This window comes from Nostoc sp. C96 (assembly GCF_059384975.1).
On record NZ_CM182020.1, the window covers coordinates 133,842 to 153,321 of the forward strand.

Genomic DNA, 19,480 nt, shown 5'->3' on the forward strand with positions numbered 1-19,480 from the left:
TTCAAAACGATAACAAAAAGGCAATCAGGAGGGTTTGGCTGTGTCCAAAAAAAGTTTAGCAAGTTTATCGGCGGCTGATATTTCTGGTAAACGTGCCTTAGTGCGAGTTGACTTTAATGTGCCTGTTGATGATCAAGGTAACATTACCGATGATACTCGTATCCGCGCTGCGCTGCCAACCATCCAAGATTTAACAAACAAGGGTGCTAAGGTAATTCTGGTAAGCCATTTTGGTCGTCCCAAGGGCGTAGACGAGAAACTGCGTTTAACACCAGTGGCCAAGCGTTTGTCTGAGTTGTTGGATCAAGAAGTTGTCAAGACGGATGACTCTATCGGCGATGAGGTCGCTCAAGCAGTTAGCGCTTTGCAAAATGGGCAAGTGCTTTTACTAGAAAATGTCCGCTTTTACAAAGAAGAAGAGAAAAACGATCCAGAATTTGCGAAAAAATTAGCAGCAAATGCTGACTTTTATGTAAATGATGCGTTTGGTACTGCACACCGCGCCCATGCTTCTACTGAAGGGGTGACTCAATTCCTGAGTCCTTCTGTGGCTGGCTATTTGGTGGAGAAAGAATTGCAATACCTCCAAAATGCAATTGAAAATCCCCAACGTCCTTTGGCAGCAATTGTTGGTGGTTCCAAAGTATCTAGCAAAATCGGCGTTATCGAAACTCTACTAGAGAAGTGCGACAAGCTGATCATTGGTGGTGGAATGATTTTTACCTTCTACAAAGCCCGTGGTTTGAATGTTGGTAAGTCTTTGGTAGAAGAAGACAAGCTAGAACTAGCGAAATCTTTGGAAGCAAAAGCCAAAGAAAAAGGCGTTACCTTCTTGCTACCTACTGATATTGTGTCAGCTGATAAATTTGCGCCCGATGCCAATGCAACCACTGTCAGCATTGAGAATATCCCTGCTGATGGTATGGGCTTGGATATTGGCCCTGACTCTGTGAAAGTCTTCCAAGAAGCTTTGGCTGATTGTAAGACCGTAATTTGGAACGGGCCTATGGGCGTGTTTGAGTTTGATAAATTTGCTGTCGGTACAGAAGCGATCGCACACACTCTCGCAGACATTAGCAAAACAGGTACAACTACCATCATCGGTGGTGGTGACTCTGTTGCGGCTGTAGAAAAAGTTGGTTTGGCTGACCAAATGAGCCATATCTCCACCGGTGGTGGTGCCAGCTTAGAATTACTCGAAGGCAAAGTTCTGCCCGGTATTGCTGCTTTAGATGAAGCGTAATTAGAAGTATGAAGTGTGAAGTATGAAGTGTGAAATTTCATACTTTCATCTTCATACTTCATCTTGATAATACGCTAACCCATTCTAAAAAGTTTCTTCATTTCAGACTTCAGAATTCAGCCTTCAGCTTTTTTTGCCAACCACAAGGCAAGATTACGCACATAAGTTTTAATATCTTCTAAAGCCCGTGGCTCGTTTTTCATCCCATCTCCAGGCGGTTCATCTACAAAAGTAGGACAACCCTTAGTAATATCCCAGTTGTAATCCACAAAATGATGGAAACTGGAAGTAGCGACAGTACGCCCTAAGTGATTACCTTGTGCATCTTGGTAATGGTCGATCGCTACAATCAAATTAAAATCACGACCTGTAACCAAGCTTTTTCCTAAAGCAATTACCTTTGCCTTGAGATTACTGGGAGGTATACCAATTCCACCTTCGTGGGGATGGGCGGGGAAAAATTCAATTACACCTGATGATGAATTCGGATTTTTTAATAGTTCGTGAACAGGTTCAACAGCAGCAATTTTTTGATAGTCACCATTCGCGCCTGAATGATAGTTAGGCCAAGAAATATAAGTTGTATATGGGTCATCTCGACACCAGCGAGATTCATCAGGGTCGGGATTTTTGGTATTGAAATAATGGATATCGCCAATATCAATTAAATCGCACATAGAACAGCCCATATCTTGATGGTCGCGTGTGGTTAAAATACCGCCACCGCGTCGGCGAAAAGCGTTAATTCCGGCAATATCTTTGGCTGTTAAACCATCACCAACATCTAAAGCAAATAGCCAAAGTTCATCAAAATCAGATTGGTCAAGGCTTCCTAAAATTGGATCATTGCCTTCTGCGTCGGCAGAGCGATCGCGTGCTACAACTTTAAATAAACAATTTCCCGCTTCATCTTGAATCGATGCTAAATACTCCTGTAGCATTGAGAACCGAAAAATGCTCCAGTCGTCTTCAGTCGTAGGAATTGTTGTTTGTAAAAGAATCCGAATTGGTTCTGCCATACCTGCTGCAAACTGAGGTAATACTCTAACAACACACAATAGAGTATACAAGTATGGCGATCGCGCAAAACTTGATCAGTTTATCTTGACACGGAAACGAATAAAACCATAAGAATTAGTAGGTGTACCTTGTCCAGTTGCCGCAGGTAAGCTAGTTAGACTAGAATTTGTCACATTGACGACTACAGCCCCATTTGTATTACTACCACAACTTGTAGGCGTAGATGAATCATTCGCTGTGTAAAAAGCTCCGCGATCAGAATCTGCTGCATTACTAAAATAAACAGTTGGTGTAGTAGAACCAACTGCCATTGCAATACCTTGGTTTCCTCCTGAACCACCATCATTAGGCGTTTGACCATTAAAAGCTGAAGGAATAAAAGTAGTCTTTCCTGGAACTAAATCACAGAATTTTACATTAGCAACACTACTATTACCGTTAGAGAGAAAATAAATAGTGTACTCCACCTCATCTCCTGGCTTGACACCAGTAGCATTTATCTTGCCTCGCAAGTAACCACTCGGCCATTTAGAATCATTATCATCAGTACCAGCACCATCTACACTATCGTTTAAATCGTCACTATTAATGCGGGTAATGCGTTTCACTAGCAGTACCTTGGGACTACCGTTATTATTAACACCCACACTGGTGACTCTAGTACCTACATTATCTGTATCTCTAGTTGGTAGATAGCTAGGACACCTACTGCTGGCGTTACCACTAGTTGTTTGTTCCCAACAAGCACTGGTGTTAGTATCATTACCATTTCGGGTTAAGCTAATCGACTGAGCATCACTAGCATTAGCCAGGTTCGATTGATAAGTACTGTCCCAAATATTGAGAGAACTTGGTGGAGGTGTGCTGATTGCATTACCAGAACCATAAGCAACATAATCGATAATTTGATTCTGGCTATCGTATAACCAGACATCATCACCGCCGTTAGTCAGTCGAGTTGAAAACCCTAACCAAGCTTGAAAAGCTGCGTCTGGAGCTTGGTTATTGGTTTGATTAGAACCTATCCAAATAACGGCGTATTGTCCTGGTTGTAGAGTTGTCCCACTGGGAAATGTGTAATTAAAGCTATTTGTTGTAGTCTCAACACTATTAACAATGAGATTGCCATCGGCTAATTTTACACCACTCAAGTCAACAGCTGAGGAAGAAGCATTATAAACTTCGATAAACTCATCATTTGTACTAGCACTGCTACTTGATCCTGTTTCGTTATATAACACTTCATTAATAATGATTTTGCCCGCTTGAGGCGAGACTTTGTAAACATCAAAGCCGAAGTTTTGATTGGTGATGGCACTTCCAGAGACGGTAACTGCTAGGTCATTAGGTGTACCCAAAGAAAACCCCACAGGAATGTTGCTATTGGTGGTATCAACTTGAATTTTGTAACTACCATCTATCACACCAGTAAAGCTGTAAGTACCATCTGCTTTTGTGCTAGTCACCGTCACAACAGAGTTATCACTAGTTTTGATTAGTTTGACATTAATCCCAGCTGGTAAAGTTGGTTCACCAGGATCAAAATCATCTCCGCGATCGCTATCTTGATATAAAGTGCCTGAGATAGTTGTACCAAAATTAATAATATTTAATGGTGTTGTTTCCGTATTACTGGGATAAAAAGTCCATAAATCTAGTCCTTTCGCGTCACCAAAAGAACCAGTGCATTTTACATTGGTGTTACCATTGTTACCGAGCTGACCAAATTTCCGGTCGTTGTTACTGCTATTAAACCCAGAAATCGGGTTGCTAAAAGCTGGGTTTGGTTGACCAATACCACAAAGTACACTACCGGGAACACCAACATTTGTCCCACCAATGGTTGTATATCCGCGGTCATCATAAAATACAGTGGTATTTCCCAAGGGATTACTGCTGTTCAGCATTGTAATGGTCGGCCCACCCGAAAAATTATTCTCTGCATCCAGTAAAGGAAAGTGGTATTCACCTGCATGAACTTTGACGCGGACTTGATAATTAGTACCTACTGGGAAATTATCACCACTATTATCTTTACCATTCCAACTAACAGACTGTAGGCCGGATGTGTTCATCACACCTCTCAGCACACGGTTTTGGCTGTTAGTGGGGTCAAAATCTGAGCCATCTCTACTAATAACAATTTCGTAGTTACCTGTGATGTTGGTGTTAAAAGTAAAAGTACCGCCTGTACCTAAAGAACTTGTATTTCCACTGGCTGTACCTAGAAAATTCAAACTATCTACACTGGGTACGGTAGGTATAAGAGGAACACCAGTACCATCGAACGTGCCATCTGGCCTGTAGCGATCAATAGATGACAGTGCTTGAGTATCTAAAGGATTCAAAAAGGTGGCATATTGTGGACGCGATAAGCTAGTTCCTGCTTCTAGCGGACTAAGCGTATTATCTTTTGCCAGAACATCATGATAGAGGGGTGTCTTACCATCGCTATCATAAAATCCTACCTGGTTGCCGTAAAGAATGAATCCATTTGGGTCTGTACCTCTGAGCTTGATTTCGTATTGGTAGCCATCGGTCGTGACTGGATAAACGGGAAAATTGAGATATCGACCGTTATCACCAGTAAAAAAGGCAAAATAGTAAGTGAATAACCTGCCGTTGATATCTGTTGTTGAGTTTGCACTGCTGCGGACTGTGACATCCCAAGCTGCAACACTGGTAGTTTGCTTACTATTAAAATTGTCGGCACTAGTTAACTCAATATCACCCGTGGAGGCTGTTTCGTTGTTAGAGTTTTCTCCTGATGGGCCAGAAAAAACGATAGTATAAACGCCGGTTGTTGGTGCTTGATAAACACAAGGTATATAACCACTGGTGTTACCTGTACCATCAGCAGAACGCGGCCCGGCTAACTCTAGAGCGCGACTAGTAATCTTACCTGTATTTGCTCCTGTTTGGGCAGCACAGCTAAAAGCCTCGGAACCCGCAGCAGGAATATTTTCGTTCCCAACGGAACCTGTAACAGCACCAGGATTAAATACCCGAATATTGCCACTATTAACTTTGACCGCGGAAGACCCCATGAGAATATATTCACCAGCCTGTGCGTAAACTTTGAGTAAAGTGCGGCGCTGTACTAAATTACCATAAGTACTATTACGCCATTCGATGTTGGCTCGATTACCAGTAGCTCCATTAGGATAAAGTGTGCGGCTTCCTTCGGCTCGGACAGTTTGCGAGCAAACACTCAGGGCTAATAGTGATAATCCTAAACTGTTGAATAATCTCTGATAGCATTTTCGTCTGTACAGTAAATACATTGCTGTGTTATTAGCTCCTGATGTCGATTGAATGATCGCGATCGCACCACTAAATTCCCGGTATACTCAGAAATACTATTGGCGAAAAATAACTAACTCATTTACCAAGTCTTTAGCTTTTAGATTTCCCAAAGTCTCGCTAAATCTACCACCTCATACAATTTTGGATTTTAGATTTTGGATTAGGATTGGTATCAGTTTTAACATAAATACCAAAAATCAAAATTTCCTGGGAAAAAGCTAGATTTCTCGCATCTAACGCTGTGGTGGCGGGATTTTCTGCTGTCCAAAACCTTCAAATAATTCGTTGAGTTTCAACGTTAAACCCAAATAAGGGCCACCAGCCGAACGCACACCGGAAAAATCTCGGTCATCAACTCTCCCAAAAGCATATCCAGCCGCTAAACGCAGGTTAGGCGATAAGTAGTAACCAGTTTCGACAACAAAGCCTGTTTCACTATAATTACCTTGCCCTATCCAACGCGCCTCTCCTACTAAATCCATCTTGTATCCCAAGCGGTATGTAGCTCTCAATTGCCCCAAGTTAACGGTACTAGTGCCTACTAAATCGTTGGCTAGGTAAGATGTACTGTTACGCAAAGCATATTTACCGTAAAATTCCCATTGCCAGTTGGGTGCATAGATGGTTTCTAGAGCAAAAGTATGGTCTTGAGAGCCTGTACCACTACCTAACAAAATCGTGTCAGGAATCACCGCTGGATTTTCTCGGTATTCATACCGCAGCAAAGCATTAAATTGATCATTACTGGGGTCACGGTAAGCTAAACCCAATTTCAGGTTCACTGTATCACCCAAGCCTGTGAGTTTTTGATTAGCTGAGTTTGCCTGTTGATAACGTGCTAACGCTGTCAGTGCTGGGGAAATTTTGCCTGTGGCTGCTGCCGAAATTACTGTATTAGAGCCACTAGCAGAAGTCCGATGTTCATAACGCGCACTGGCTTGAAACTCAGGATTATCACTGTATTCTAAGCCAGCGCTGTAACTATCGCCACTCTCAAACCCAATAGATGAAGCCGCTTGACCAACTGTGAAAGGTTGGGAGTATTGTTGTCCTGCGCCAGTGCGGTTGAAGAAGTTGCCAAATACATGTTCATAAGCCAGATTCAATCGTAAACCAGGAGCGATCGTCCAACGGTTATTTAGGCCAATAGCCCCTTGAGTTGTGAGTTGGTTAGCACCTCCTAAAATTGAGTAACGTGCTGTCAAAGTTGTATCTGTGCCGAGTTTATGTTCACCATTGATGCTTAAACTGGTGATCGAATTCCCACTCTGTTGACCGCTACTATAAAACTGTTGAGCGAGACTGATATTCACACCAGGAATAGCAGCCCAATTCAAACCCAAGATGGTACGGTCTGGATAAACAGTATCTGCACTGGAAGATAGGGTGAGTTCGTTCTGGGCGGCGAAAGTCAGGTTTTTGGCGATGGGAAAAGTCAGACGCGATCGCATCTGATGAGAATCACTTGTTAACGCATTCACTGGAATCCTATCTTCTCGATGGCGATGAATCCAATCAACATCAACCGTAGCCTTACCTAGGCGTTGTTGAATCCCAGCGGAAATTGTTGTTAAAGAGTTATCAACTTTACTCCCTGGTGTAGCTTCCGAACGTGGTGCAAATAGTTCTTCAAAAGTGTCTAGCGGTTGGGGTGCAATCCCAAAGTTATCTTCGTGGTCGTATTGCGCCCGAAAGTTAGTTGTTTGTGACAGTCTTGCTGTGACTTGTCCACCATAGCGAGTTTGTCCAGGTACAAAGCTAATGGTGGCATTATTGGCAAAGCCTGTATCAGCAAATCGATAATAAGCACGTCCTTGAATAGCATTGCTAATTTGTCCCTCAGCTTCTAGACGGTAAGCTGCACCACTGACTTTACCAATCACTTCTGAATCATTCATCGAATGAGCATATTCAGCAATTAGCCTGCCATTACTACCTAAAGAAATCAGTGCATCTGCACCATACAGTTGAAAATCCCGTACTCCTTGATTTTCTTGGACGAAAGTCGCACCTAACCAACTTTCTTGGTTCAAGCCGCGGGAGAAATGATATTGTAATCGACCTGCATAAATATTACTGTCAGAATCTTGGCTTTCATATTGATAGCTCACTACAATGCGTCGGACTAAGACTTGTCCATTACTATCTATATCTGTACGAAGAATCGGTTCACGAAAAATTAATGTACCGCGATCATAATCAATTTCGTAGTCTGGGCCACGACTGAGTTGTTTACGCTCCAATACCGTACCAGGACGGTTTAGTTCTTCTAATTCCAGAAAGACATTTTCACTACCAGCGATGACTAACCTTCTAGAGAGGAAGTAATAACCACTCGTACCATCAGGTGCAATGGTGTCTCTTTGAAAACCTTCTAGATTATTGCCATATAAGCCTGTAAATTGCAGATTCCCAAAGTTATAGTTGGCTTTAAACCCATGTAATTGACGAGTGATAGAAGTAAATTGTTGGGATGTCCGGGCAAACTCTTCTGTATCATAATCACCCCACATGAAATAATCAGGAGCAGCATTGGGAGTTTTAGAAGTACGTTCAAATCGCAAAAATACACTATCAATGGAAGGTGCAACAACATCAGTTCTGGAACTATCACCATAAACAGGATAATTTTGTTCGTTAAATTGGTAGTTTCTAAATAGACGGTTGTCGCAGTTACAATCTTCGTTGAGAGTGCGGGAACTGTTATATGCACCTGTAAATAACCATTTGCCTATTGCACCTGTGGCAAATATCGCTGAGTGAAAATCTAATTGAGTGCTGGTATCTTTGTCAGGACGGACAAAATCTCGAAAACTACTGTAATAATCTGTACCTCTCGCACCTAAACGGACATCGATAACGCCAGTTAATAAACTGGGACGCAAGGCTGTTTCAAATTGCAGTTGGGTAAAAGCTTCTAAATCATTGGCTGTGGCGCGAATACGGACTGTTTGGGCTTTTAAATCAGAACGCAATGTGGCGGTAAACTCCCCAGCCTTCGCTTCTACCTGAAATCCTGGTTCATCAGGTTTGAAGTCTTTCCCGATTAATTCTCCCGCCGTCGGTATCAAAGTCACAACAGCATCGTGGTTAGAGCGATTGCCATTTTCATCTATTAATTCACCACGGATAGTTGCAGTTGAACGTCCATCAGCAGGAATACGCGCTTCTACTGTTTCTAGTGTGAGTTTTTTTGGCGCACTCCGCACTATTATCCTTACTTTTACAGATGATTCTGGTTTTCCAACTTCTTGTGCAGAGATGATATTTTCTCCGGCTTGGAGTGAGACACCATACCATGTCTGTGTGACTAAATTGGTCTGACTATCAGTTTCTGTTTGTCCAACTAATGAAGAATCTACCAATACGCCATTGACGCGCAATTCTATCTGACTACCACTAGGAAATTGCACACTCACGTTAGCCGCAGGAATATCTACAACACTATCAGTAGATGGGTTAAGAATTTTGATGGTTGTATTTTGATTGTCTACAGATGCCGCAATTTTACGTAAGTTTTTAGGAATTTGAATATCAGTTGCAGGTTGAAATGGTTGTATGCCGGTTGTTGTGACAGTAGGCTCAACCGCGGTCAGTTCGTTAATATCTGGCAAGGAACTATCAATCTGATTGTCTTGTAACAAAGGATTTGGCTGAGAAAGTTCATCAACTTCTCTAAATGTATTCACAGAAGTCTGATGCTCTGCTGCGGCTAAGGTAGAAGCAGAGGGAAACTGATTCTGGAGACTATTTTCTGTTTGCGGAAGGAATGTTTGGGCTTTAACAACAGCCGGATACAAAACAACGCTGATTGCACCTGCTACAGCACCCATCAGCCTGAGATTAAAGGTAGTTACACCGTGTAGTTGAGGTTTCATACTTTATTTACTCCTGCTGGGGGTGACAGCAAAGTTCATTCTGACTAAGCCGCCAGGTTCTAGACGCACCCAGCGAGATTGCGTATTGCGTTCGCGGAATTTGCGGTTGGGAGCTAAGGTATAGTCAGGAATACTGCTGAGGTCGAGTACTCCTGTATGGCTGCCTGGCAAAACATTAGCAACAGAAAACAAACCATTGGGATCTGTGGTGATGCGATTACCGTTTTCTAAGAAAATTACGGCATTGGGAATTCCTGGTTCACCATTTTGCTGTTCACCGTCGAAGTTTTTATCTTCAAACACACGACCGATAATTGTGCCGCAGTCAGCCACAATCCCCGGACGAATGACTAATTGGTGAGTTGCTGGGCCATCCTTGGCAGCTAAGTTATTGTCAGTTCTGAGTACACGCGCGATCGCACTATTGCGACCAGTCCCCCGCACTGCATCAGGTGTGAGTTGGGCAGCGTAGGCAATATTCACCACTTTTTGAGATGGAATTATCACATCTGTACGGAAGGTAACTGTATTGCCATTGCGCTCTGTGGTAATGTTAACTGCTTGACTATCCAACTCACCGCGTACAGATTTGTTAATGAAATGAAAGCCTAAAGGCAAGTTATCAGTAACAACTAAGTTATTTAAACCAGAATCAGATAAGTTTTTCACAGATATGCGGTAAATAACTGTATCCCCTGGTTCCGCCGTGGCGCGATCGCCTGTTTTAATAATCTGTAATTGCTGTGCTGTACATAAATTAGCTGTAAATGCCAAAGCTAATAAACTACGTTGGTTAACTTCTGCATTTGCAACCATAACTAATGTGTCTTCAACTCTGGTTGCACCCGTACTATTCAAAGGTTCTCCATCCAAAGAAGCTGCTACATATTTCACATTATTATTAGTGCTATCAACACCAGTAATCTGAATTTTAATCCGCCGTTGTTGGTAACTGGAATTTTGTGGTGGATTGACTACCAAAATGTAAGTTTTACCAACCTCAGTTTGCCCTCTATTTGGATCAAGCAGCAGATTGTAAACACCTGCTGGACTATTTCTCAAGAAAAAAGGATTAGAATTTTCAATATTTGGGGTTTGTCCACCAGGCAGATTATTATTTGGAACATCCGGTAGCTCTGTGCGAATTAAAGATACTATTTTGCCTAATTCTGTACCTGTTGGATCAGTAATGTCAGCTTCATATAAACCTACTGAAAAACCTGTATAGTCAGACAATGTTGTGCCAGCACAACCTAAAATTCTGCCTGATTTGCTACTGGAAATAGTAATATCAGTTAATAGTTGCAGTTCGCTAGAAATTCCTTGATATTTCTTATTATTACTTGAATCTGTATAAGTGTAACCAGCTTGGTTAACAATATTATTACTTGCTTGTTGTGCCGTTGCTTTGAAAGGTAAATTGGTAGATAAGAAACTAATTGCCAGAATAATGCTAGACAATTTATGTTGCCATTTACTACTAAAAATAATCTGTTTTTGCTTTTGTGCAATACTGACTAACTTCATTTGTTTGAAATGCTATTTTTAGTAGATGGATTTACATTCTAAAAATTAATATTTGAGTTGTAAAGGCTAAACAATAAAAAAGTGATGAATTCTCCAACCTAAATTTTTTTGATTTATTGTTTAACGTACCTGCGTTTGATAGGTGACTTTGAGTGTATTATTGGCTGCAATTACTGGGCTATAAAAGCGAATATGTGTATAAGCCTTGGCTGGTGCAGGTTGAGTTGCGATATTGCCGTTAGGTAAATTAACTTTAATTGTGGGGTTTTCTACAAAACTGCGTCCGCCATCAATGCTGTAGCTAATTTTGGCATTACCAGTAAAAGTAGCTGATTTCAAAACATAAATCATACCTTTGGCAATAGGTTGATTGAGATTTAAATTTTTGAGAGGGCGATCGCTTGTATTTTCACCAGTCAAGGTATAGCGTAATATATCTCCTGGTTTGACGGTTGCTTTATCATTCAAAGCTTGCCATGTTATTTTTAGCTTGCTTTGTTCATCCTTAATTAATACTTGCTTTTCTGCTGCTAAAACTAACTTTAAAGCCTGTTGTTTTGTAGGGTTTTGGGCAACTGCTCTGTTAATTTGCCAAGCATCTGGTAAATTACTAATAAATAAGGCTGTAGTCAACAATAAACTTGCCCTTATTCCCATCATCAAAATTTGTTTCATTGTAGTCACCCTGATCAATTACTATTAGTTAACTTTGCGTTGAAAGGTAAAGGTTCCCGTCGTACCGGGAGGAACAGTACTATTAACGGTGTCTACATATTTAGTAACATCGGTAGTCACAGTAGTACCGCTAGTAGTGTTAGTAGCAGAAGTAGTAGCAGGATTACCACTAAAGAATGTTATTGTTCCGCCAGAATCTTGCGCTGATCCAGAAATATGGCTAGTATCAATTGCAGCGTTGCCATCATTATCTTTTGCCCAATTGTTCGGAGTTACAGTGCCATCTTCTGTAATCACCACTTGGGAAGCATTCAAAATGACATTATTGCTACCACTCGCAGGCTGTTGTTCAGAAATATTTTTGTACTGAATCACGTACTCAATAATGTTTCCTGGTGCTGGTTTTTTTGGTGTTGTACTCAAAGTCCCATCAGTACCTTGAACGGCTGGGCCAGTTCCTTGTAAAACTCGTGACTGTTTGATGAGTTGCAAGAAACCAGTGTAGACGCGATTAATTGTGATGTTTGTCGCTCGCTCATCGACTGCCAAACCATCCCCATCAGTGTCTATAAATGCTGTAATTGGTACAGGGAAACCGTGTTCAATACCAGGATCGGTGGAAAGTGGAGTATCTGTAGGTAAGTCAATAGTGACAGTATAGTTAGCCGTTCCATTTGATGTTACTCCATCAATGCGTACAGGATTTGTGGCACTAACTGGGTTTCCTCCTACAATACCAGTGCCGCTTATAAACGTAAATACACCGTTATTGTATTTATAAGTAGCAGACGTTGTACCATTGTTAGCAGATATAGTCACAACTGTATCGTTAGGCAAGTCATTTGGGTTAGCTGGTAGTGTAGGTAATAAAGAAATATTGGCTGGTTGATTTCCTGTATTCCTAATGGTGTTAGTAAAAGTCACAGGGTCTGGATCAAATGTTGAACCTGGAGTTGTATTAGCAGGAACATCAGAAGATTTATTAGTGAAGTCATCATTGTTATTACTCGGCCCTACTGCTTCGGGAGAACCGTTAGGCCCATTGAGCAGTAAAACAGCGTCGAGTGTGAAAACGTTGGCTTCACCGCCAGAGTTGGCGGTTGTGTTATTACTATCACCAGTATTGTTACCAGCAGTATCAGTTCCCGTTGTTTCCAAATCAGTTTGGTTATTGATATAACCATCAGGTACAGTGGGTGGTAACTGATCTGGTACACCATCTCCATTCGTGTCTGTATTTGATGGGGGTGTCATGTTACCGGAAATTCCATTAAAGTTACTGGGATTTTGATCACCAGACTCATCTAACACAGGCGCATCTGTTTCTGGTGTTTTACCAAATACTTGGGCGATGTTGGCTATGGTGAGAGGTGGAGTCTCTCCGTTTTTAACTTTTAGCTGAATGGAGAATGAAGTTAATTGTGCATCCGCCGCAGCAAGGTAAGTGACTGGATTACCATCTGTAGTGGGTTTAATAAAACCAACACGAGTGACTGTAGATAAAGTAGGTGCTGTAGTTGTCCAAGTGGCTGCATTTGCTGATGTGCTGACAGCAGTAGTGGAATAAACAACAGTCCATCCACTGGGAGCAGTTGGTGCAACTGCTAGTTGTGTCCCAGCGGGAATAGCATCGGAAACTAGGATATTTGTGCCGGAAAGACCAGGGATGACGGAACCTGCTAGGGCTGAAGGCGTGATGTTTTGACCTGTATTATCAGTAGATCTAACTTGTAAACTCAAGTTGTAGTTGATGGTATCGTCTGTGATATCTCCGAGAGTATTTTGATTGTTATAAGTACCACGAGTTTTGAGTATAGTAGCCAAAGAATAATTTTTCGGATTAATGGTGATACTGGCTGAGGCGCTGCCTTCCACTACTCCATTAGCAGGTGTACCTAGAACTTCTACAGGAGTACCATCTAGGTTATCTACCGTGTAAATATCTCTAGCATCATTAACTGAGCCGCTACGTGGTGAGTTAGTGGCGGTTTCAGCCGGGTTAGTTTCCCCTAGAGTAACTTTGATAGTTTGACCTGATGTTACACCTGAATTGACTGTGACTGGTACTCGTACTTGTATCGTTCCATTAACAGGTATGGAAGAGGTGGTGAAGCCTCCATTGGGAACATTTGTCCATGTTGTTCCACCGTCGGTACTGTATTGTATTGTGCCTTGTGTACCTGGGCCTGTAATCCCAGCTTGGGTGGGAATTTGGAATCTAGTTGGGTCGTTACCAACATTGGTAATGGTAAAAGGAAAATATATGATATCGCCTGTTTGGACACTTCCACCGTTATCATCTTCAGGTGTCCCAGCAACAACAGATATCCCCGCTACTTCCGCGACGGTAACAGTTACGGTGTTAGAAGTACTGTTAATTGGTACATTGGGATTATTAGGGTCTTCGTAGGTGGCTGTCGCTTGGTTGTCAATAGTTGAACCAGCTGCGGTTGGCGTAGTTTGAGCTAACCCTGGGGAGACCAAAAAAAACCCGTTAGCTAAAAATACTGTTACCACTAAAGTATTGCGAAATATGCAGTTTTTAGGCTTTTTAATTTGATAACGAGATTTCATTGGGTGTAGTCGCTCAATACGGTGCAATCTGGTTAATTTCGGTGAAAGTCGATATAAATGCTGGAATTGAATTATTCAATACTGAATGTGATGTAATCCTAATTTGTTATGAGTTACAGATTTTACTTAGATTCCGTCTAATTTACCGACACTTTGGCTATTACTGGTTACACCAATGTTGCGTAACAATAACAACCTTAAATCAAGCCTCTGGAATTAAAAAACAGTCGAAATACTGGGATACCAAAAATTCATACTCAAAGGTATCCAGTATTTTTTACTAAGTCATAATTAAGACAAATCTAATTTTTTATACTTCGTTAATATGGCAATATCGTAATACTGAGTGTTCATCAACAATGAAAAAATAGGTTTTTGCTTGCTCAAGAAATTTCTAGATGGCTCAAGCATATCCGACTATTTTTGTCGGGTATGTTTGACTGGTATTTTTACTCGTGATACTATCAAGCGACAGTTGATGGACAAACAGGGAAAGCGATCGCTATGACTCAGGCAACCTCCACACACACCCAAACAACCACAGCCACCTTAGAAGCTTTGAAGTGTAAGGAATGTGGCGCGGAATACGAACTCAAAGCCAGTCATGTTTGTGAGTTTTGCTTTGGGCCGTTGGAAGTGAAATATAACTATGACAATATCCGCCTGAGTGTGAGCCGCGAAAAAATTCAAGCTGGGCCAAATTCAATTTGGCGCTATCGTGAATTTTTACCTGTTGCAACTGACAATGTAATTGACGTGGGAACTGGGATGACTCCTTTGGTGCGTTCCCAACGTTTGGCGCGTCGCCTGGGTCTCAACAAGCTTTACATTAAAAATGATGCCGTCAACATGCCCACCCTCAGCTTCAAGGATCGGGTGGTATCTGTGGCGCTGTCTCGCGCACGAGAGTTAGGTTTTACTACAGTATCTTGTGCCAGCACTGGTAACTTAGCAAATTCTACCGCAGCGATCGCAGCCCATGCAGGTTTAGACTGCTGCGTTTTCATCCCCTCCGACTTAGAAGCAGGTAAAGTCTTAGGCAGCTTGATTTACAGTCCTACTCTTATGGCTGTCAAAGGCAACTATGATCAAGTAAACCGCCTGTGTTCGGAAGTTGCAAACACACATGGTTGGGGCTTTGTGAACATCAATCTGCGCCCTTATTATTCTGAAGGTTCTAAAACCCTTGGCTTTGAAGTTGCAGAACAACTCGGTTGGGAACTCCCAGATCATATAGTTGCGCCTTTGGCTTCTGGTTCGCTGTTTACCAAAATCTATAAAGGCTTCAAAGAATTTGTAGAAGTTGGTTTGGTAGAAGGTAAAAATGTTCGCTTCAGCGGCGCACAAGCTGAAGGTTGTTCTCCCATCGCCCAAGCATTTAGAGAAGACCGCGACTTCATTAAACCTGTGAAACCAAATACAATTGCTAAATCGATCGCAATTGGTAATCCCGCAGATGGTGTATATGCTGTCGAAATTGCTAAGAAGACAGGCGGTAATATAGAATCAGTCACTGATGCAGAAATTATTGAAGGCATCAAGCTGTTGGCAGAAACCGAAGGTATATTTACAGAAACAGCTGGTGGTACAACCGTAGCCGTGCTGAAAAAATTGGTAGAAGCTGGCAAAATTGATCCAGATGAAACCACTGTGGTTTATATCACTGGTAATGGTTTGAAAACCCAAGAAGCAGTTCAAGGTTACGTTGGCGAACCGTTGACAATTGATGCCAAACTCGATAGCTTTGAACGTGCGCTAGAACGTTCTCGTACCCTTGACCGCTTAGAATGGCAACAAGTTCTAGTTTAAAGTTATTAAGGGTAAAAGCTGAAAAGCTTGATTTCATACTTCACACTTCACACTTCACACTTCAAATATGGCTGTTACTGTTTTAGTCCCTACTGCTCTCCAAAAGTTTACAGATAATAAAGCTGTTATAGAATGCAGTGGTAATAATATTTCTGAGTTGTTCGATTCTCTAGAAACAAACTGTCCTGGTATCAAATCTCGCTTGTGTGATGAACAAGGACAACCACGACGCTTTTTAAATTTATATGTAAATAGCGAAGATATTCGCTTTTTAGATGGAACAGAGACACCATTGAAAGATGGTGACGAAGTGAGTATTGTCCCCGCTGTTGCAGGCGGTTAAGCCAACAATATCTAAATTTGCCAAATAAGATGTCTTTAATAAAATAGCGCAAAACTATTTTCAATCATTCCTTGTTTATCCAGAGCTTTTGTTGAAACCAGTAGAATATCTGAAGGTATTCTACTGGTTTATTTATGTTGGTGTAGAAGATAAGTGGAAATTCTATTCCTAAAGTCTTAAGTTGATTGACTCACTATTTGACAAACTTCTAATATTTTCTCAGCAGAGGTTTCCCAATTAAATAATTTAACTCTCTCTTGCCCTGCTATTTTTAGCTTTTGTCTTAAATCAGAGTCAGTTAGTCCTTTAATAATACCATCCGCTATACTTTCCACAGAATGAGGCTCAATATATAAAGCAGCATCTCCACACACTTCTGGTATGGATGCTACACGCGAAGCTATAACAGGAACACCATAAGACATAGCTTCTAGAGGTGGTATACCGAAACCTTCATAAAGCGAGGGGTAAACAAACAAATCAGCATTTTTATAAATTATTGCTAATTCTGTATCCGAAAGATTCTCTCGTAAAACTATTTTTTCTGACAAACCCAATTCGGAAATGTGGTCTTTAATTTGTGGAGTAAATCGTGCTATTGATTTACCAACAATGACTAGTTTATGAGGAATATTATGATGAATTGCCTGATAAGCTGTAAATAATTTGGGTAAGTTTTTATAAGGATAATGAGTGCTACAAACATAAAGTATATAAGGCTCTTGTTTGTAGCTACAATCTTCTGATTTAATTTCTTTAAAGGTAAATCCTATAGGAATGACAAAGATTTTTTCATGTGAAATATTACAAAATTTTAGAATATCTCTTTTGGTATTTTCTGATTCTGTAATAATAGCTTTGGCATTTTTAATTGCTGGAATATAAAGATATTTCCAAAGAGTTGAAGTTGCCTTAAAATCTTCTTGCCACATTAAAGGAATCAAGTCATGAACAGTAATTACTTGAGGTATTTTACGTGTCCAGAATAAAGATTCATAATTAAAAGGACAATATAAAGCATCTACTTTTTCCTGGATTAGGTGATTTTCTAAAGTAACTTGTTGGTATAGCCAAGAAGCGATTTTTTTTGTAGGAGATGATTGCCAAAATGGATTTTCTGTATAGTTAATGAATAAGCCTTCTAGTTCAGAAAATACCTGCGGACTTGCTGTAAATATTTTGAGATCAGGATTTTGTTTATACAAAATAGGAATTAAGTTAGTAGCAAAAGTATAAGCACTACCACTTTTTATTTTAGTTGGAGGAGAAAATTTGATTCCTAATCGCATATTTTTACAAGGAATTATTGACAAAATTTAAGTTTTTAAACCCAAGCAAATAAGGTGAGGAAACACATCAATTAGTTGATTAAGCAAAGATTATAGTACTATTGCTGTATTTAATACTAGATACATACAACAAGTAAAAAATAACCTCAAGACTAGGTTGAAATAAAAACAAGCAAATATGCTGATAATAACAATGCAAAAACTATAGAGATGCCTGCAATCACAAGCACCTCTATAGTGAAAAGTTAAATATGCTCAAATAATGTTGATTTGTTGCTGGTGAGAATCTAGGCGAACAAAACAGGAAGAGTTTTGTTGAGCAAATTATTAACACATTTTAATGATTATGTAAATTGAATTTGCTAATAGTCTCACACTATTTTTCAAAATTTAGATGAACACAACTAGTTGACTACTTGACTACCATGACTGCGAGGATCATCTTGGCCTTTTGGTGCAATCGGTGTGGAAACTTTAGAAGTTTTACCATTTGCCTGGGCATAAGGTAAAGGTGTACCAGCCACTAATGCTTCGATATTATTGCCCATGATAGTACGGGGTATATCACCGATCGCCTGGGCTATGCTTTCTCCACCTTTAGTTAAGAAGACAAAATGGGGAATGCCATCTACACGATATTTCAACATTTCTGGCAACCACTTGTTATTATCTACGTTCAGCATGACAAAATTAGCTTGATCGGCATACTGCTGTTCTAGTTGTGCCATGTCTGGTGCCATTTTTTGGCAGACAGTACACCAGTCAGCGTAAAACTCAACTATGGATGGTTTACCGTTACTCAACGCAACATCTAGAGGGGTAGAGTTTTTACCCAACTCTGAAACGGAAATGGAATTACTTTCAGTTCTTAACCCTAAGAAGAGGGCAACGCTAAGGGCGATCGCTACTATTACAATTAAGAAGTTTCTCAAACGCGCCCCAAATTTAGATTCCGGCTTGGCGGGAGAATTAACGGGTGCTTCTGTCGTCATAGCAAATTTATTTATATTGATTAACTATTGCCACTATGCTAGTTTATCGCTTTCTCTTTGTATATCAGCTTCTGCTTGCTTAAACCTCAACAAGTCTCTGTTAAACCTGTGAAAAAACGAGTTACCCTAACATTTCCCAAGCGTGCCATTCAAATGCCTGTAACTTATGTACTGGCAAAAGATTTTAATGTAGCTGCCAATATTATCCGCGCCCAAGTTGCCCCCAATCAAATCGGTAAACTGGTGGTGGAACTATCGGGAGACATCGATCAGTTAGATGCAGCAATTGAATGGATGCGATCGCGCCATATTGGTGTGTCTTCGAGTTTGGGAGAAATTGCCATTGATGAAGATATATGTGTTGACTGTGGTTTGTGTACTGGAGTATGTCCCACAGAAGCACTGAGTCTGCACCCAGATACATATAAGTTAACATTCACGCGATCGCGCTGTATTGTCTGTGAACAGTGTATTCCGACTTGTCCTGTACAAGCGATTTCTACCAACCTTTAAGCTAATGAGAATATTATCATCCCAAATTTCATATTAAATTTCTCATAAAACTTTTAGTTATTTATTCCTGATGACATAGCAAGTTATCTTGCTGTGTCATTCATTTTTATTGATTCAGTCAATTAAACTGCAAATTTAAGTCTTGAGGTTGTTGACAGCAAAATAATAAATTTCCATAGATAATTAAAATTATTCCTAATAGCTAATATTTCAATTTTGAGGCAAGTTTTAATTATATTTTGTTACAAATAATCAATATCTAATGTTAACATAAACACCTATTGCCATAACTGTAAGTTTAAAAAGCATAT

12 protein-coding genes are annotated in these 19,480 nt (G+C 40.6%); 4 read left to right on the forward strand and 8 right to left on the reverse strand.

The genetic code is table 11. The annotated features are described in order from the left end of the window. Positions 1-40 precede the first annotated feature (40 nt). A complete protein-coding gene (locus AC504W_RS00575) occupies positions 41-1,243 on the forward strand; it encodes a phosphoglycerate kinase (protein WP_494879508.1) in 1,203 nt (400 codons plus the stop codon). Positions 1,244-1,359: 116 nt separating this feature from the next. On the opposite strand, the gene AC504W_RS00580 is transcribed toward AC504W_RS00575, so the two are convergent. From AC504W_RS00580 to AC504W_RS00605, 6 genes are all read right to left on the reverse strand, one after another. After that, a complete protein-coding gene (locus tag AC504W_RS00580) occupies positions 1,360-2,262 on the reverse strand; it encodes a hypothetical protein (protein ID WP_494875695.1) in 903 nt (300 codons plus the stop codon). Between the two features lie 75 nt (positions 2,263-2,337). Next, complete coding sequence (locus AC504W_RS00585) at positions 2,338-5,547, reverse strand: lamin tail domain-containing protein (protein ID WP_494875697.1); 3,210 nt, start codon at positions 5,545-5,547, stop codon at positions 2,338-2,340. Positions 5,548-5,802: 255 nt separating this feature from the next. Continuing rightward, positions 5,803-9,447: a TonB-dependent receptor gene (locus tag AC504W_RS00590; RefSeq protein ID WP_494875698.1), complete on the reverse strand. Its 3,645-nt coding sequence runs from the start codon at positions 9,445-9,447 to the stop codon at positions 5,803-5,805. A gap of 3 nt (positions 9,448-9,450) precedes the next feature. Then, positions 9,451-10,974, reverse strand: a complete 1,524-nt coding sequence (locus AC504W_RS00595) for a hypothetical protein (RefSeq protein WP_494875699.1) — start codon at positions 10,972-10,974, stop codon at positions 9,451-9,453. Positions 10,975-11,094: 120 nt separating this feature from the next. Further along, positions 11,095-11,649: a hypothetical protein gene (locus AC504W_RS00600; protein WP_494875701.1), complete on the reverse strand. Its 555-nt coding sequence runs from the start codon at positions 11,647-11,649 to the stop codon at positions 11,095-11,097. Between the two features lie 24 nt (positions 11,650-11,673). Beyond that, positions 11,674-14,223, reverse strand: coding sequence for a beta strand repeat-containing protein (locus tag AC504W_RS00605; protein WP_494875702.1), 2,550 nt, complete (start codon positions 14,221-14,223; stop codon positions 11,674-11,676). A 504-nt stretch (positions 14,224-14,727) separates the two neighbouring features. Here AC504W_RS00605 and thrC point away from each other — a divergent pair. Next, positions 14,728-16,032, forward strand: coding sequence for a threonine synthase (gene thrC, locus AC504W_RS00610; protein WP_096582227.1), 1,305 nt, complete (start codon positions 14,728-14,730; stop codon positions 16,030-16,032). Positions 16,033-16,099: 67 nt separating this feature from the next. After that, positions 16,100-16,375 (forward strand): MoaD/ThiS family protein, encoded by a 276-nt coding sequence (locus AC504W_RS00615; protein WP_494875703.1) that lies wholly within the window; start codon positions 16,100-16,102, stop codon positions 16,373-16,375. A 176-nt stretch (positions 16,376-16,551) separates the two neighbouring features. Here the strand turns inward: AC504W_RS00615 and AC504W_RS00620 are convergent, their stop codons facing one another. Continuing rightward, on the reverse strand, positions 16,552-17,688 hold the full coding sequence (locus tag AC504W_RS00620) for a glycosyltransferase family 4 protein (RefSeq protein ID WP_494875704.1): 1,137 nt from the start codon (positions 17,686-17,688) through the stop codon (positions 16,552-16,554). A 380-nt stretch (positions 17,689-18,068) separates the two neighbouring features. Continuing rightward, positions 18,069-18,656: a thioredoxin family protein gene (locus AC504W_RS00625; RefSeq protein WP_494875705.1), complete on the reverse strand. Its 588-nt coding sequence runs from the start codon at positions 18,654-18,656 to the stop codon at positions 18,069-18,071. Between the two features lie 108 nt (positions 18,657-18,764). Here AC504W_RS00625 and AC504W_RS00630 point away from each other — a divergent pair, with 108 nt between their 5' ends. Then, the gene (locus tag AC504W_RS00630; RefSeq protein ID WP_494875706.1) at positions 18,765-19,169 is read left to right on the forward strand and encodes an NIL domain-containing protein; all 405 of its coding nucleotides are present in this window, start codon (positions 18,765-18,767) and stop codon (positions 19,167-19,169) included. The last annotated feature ends 311 nt before the right edge of the window (positions 19,170-19,480 follow it).

Excerpts from the sequence above, each read along its gene's own strand:
- AC504W_RS00615 (WP_494875703.1), top strand. The coding sequence starts at position 16,100 with ATGGCTGTTACTGTTTTAGTCCCTACTGCTCTCCAAAAGTTTACAGAT.
- AC504W_RS00595 (WP_494875699.1), bottom strand. The coding sequence starts at position 10,974 with ATGAAGTTAGTCAGTATTGCACAAAAGCAAAAACAGATTATTTTTAGT.
- AC504W_RS00625 (WP_494875705.1), bottom strand. The coding sequence starts at position 18,656 with ATGACGACAGAAGCACCCGTTAATTCTCCCGCCAAGCCGGAATCTAAA.
- AC504W_RS00600 (WP_494875701.1), bottom strand. The coding sequence starts at position 11,649 with ATGAAACAAATTTTGATGATGGGAATAAGGGCAAGTTTATTGTTGACT.
- AC504W_RS00580 (WP_494875695.1), bottom strand. The coding sequence starts at position 2,262 with ATGGCAGAACCAATTCGGATTCTTTTACAAACAACAATTCCTACGACT.
- AC504W_RS00605 (WP_494875702.1), bottom strand. The coding sequence starts at position 14,223 with ATGAAATCTCGTTATCAAATTAAAAAGCCTAAAAACTGCATATTTCGC.
- thrC (WP_096582227.1), top strand. The coding sequence starts at position 14,728 with ATGACTCAGGCAACCTCCACACACACCCAAACAACCACAGCCACCTTA.
- AC504W_RS00585 (WP_494875697.1), bottom strand. The coding sequence starts at position 5,547 with ATGTATTTACTGTACAGACGAAAATGCTATCAGAGATTATTCAACAGT.
- AC504W_RS00590 (WP_494875698.1), bottom strand. The coding sequence starts at position 9,447 with ATGAAACCTCAACTACACGGTGTAACTACCTTTAATCTCAGGCTGATG.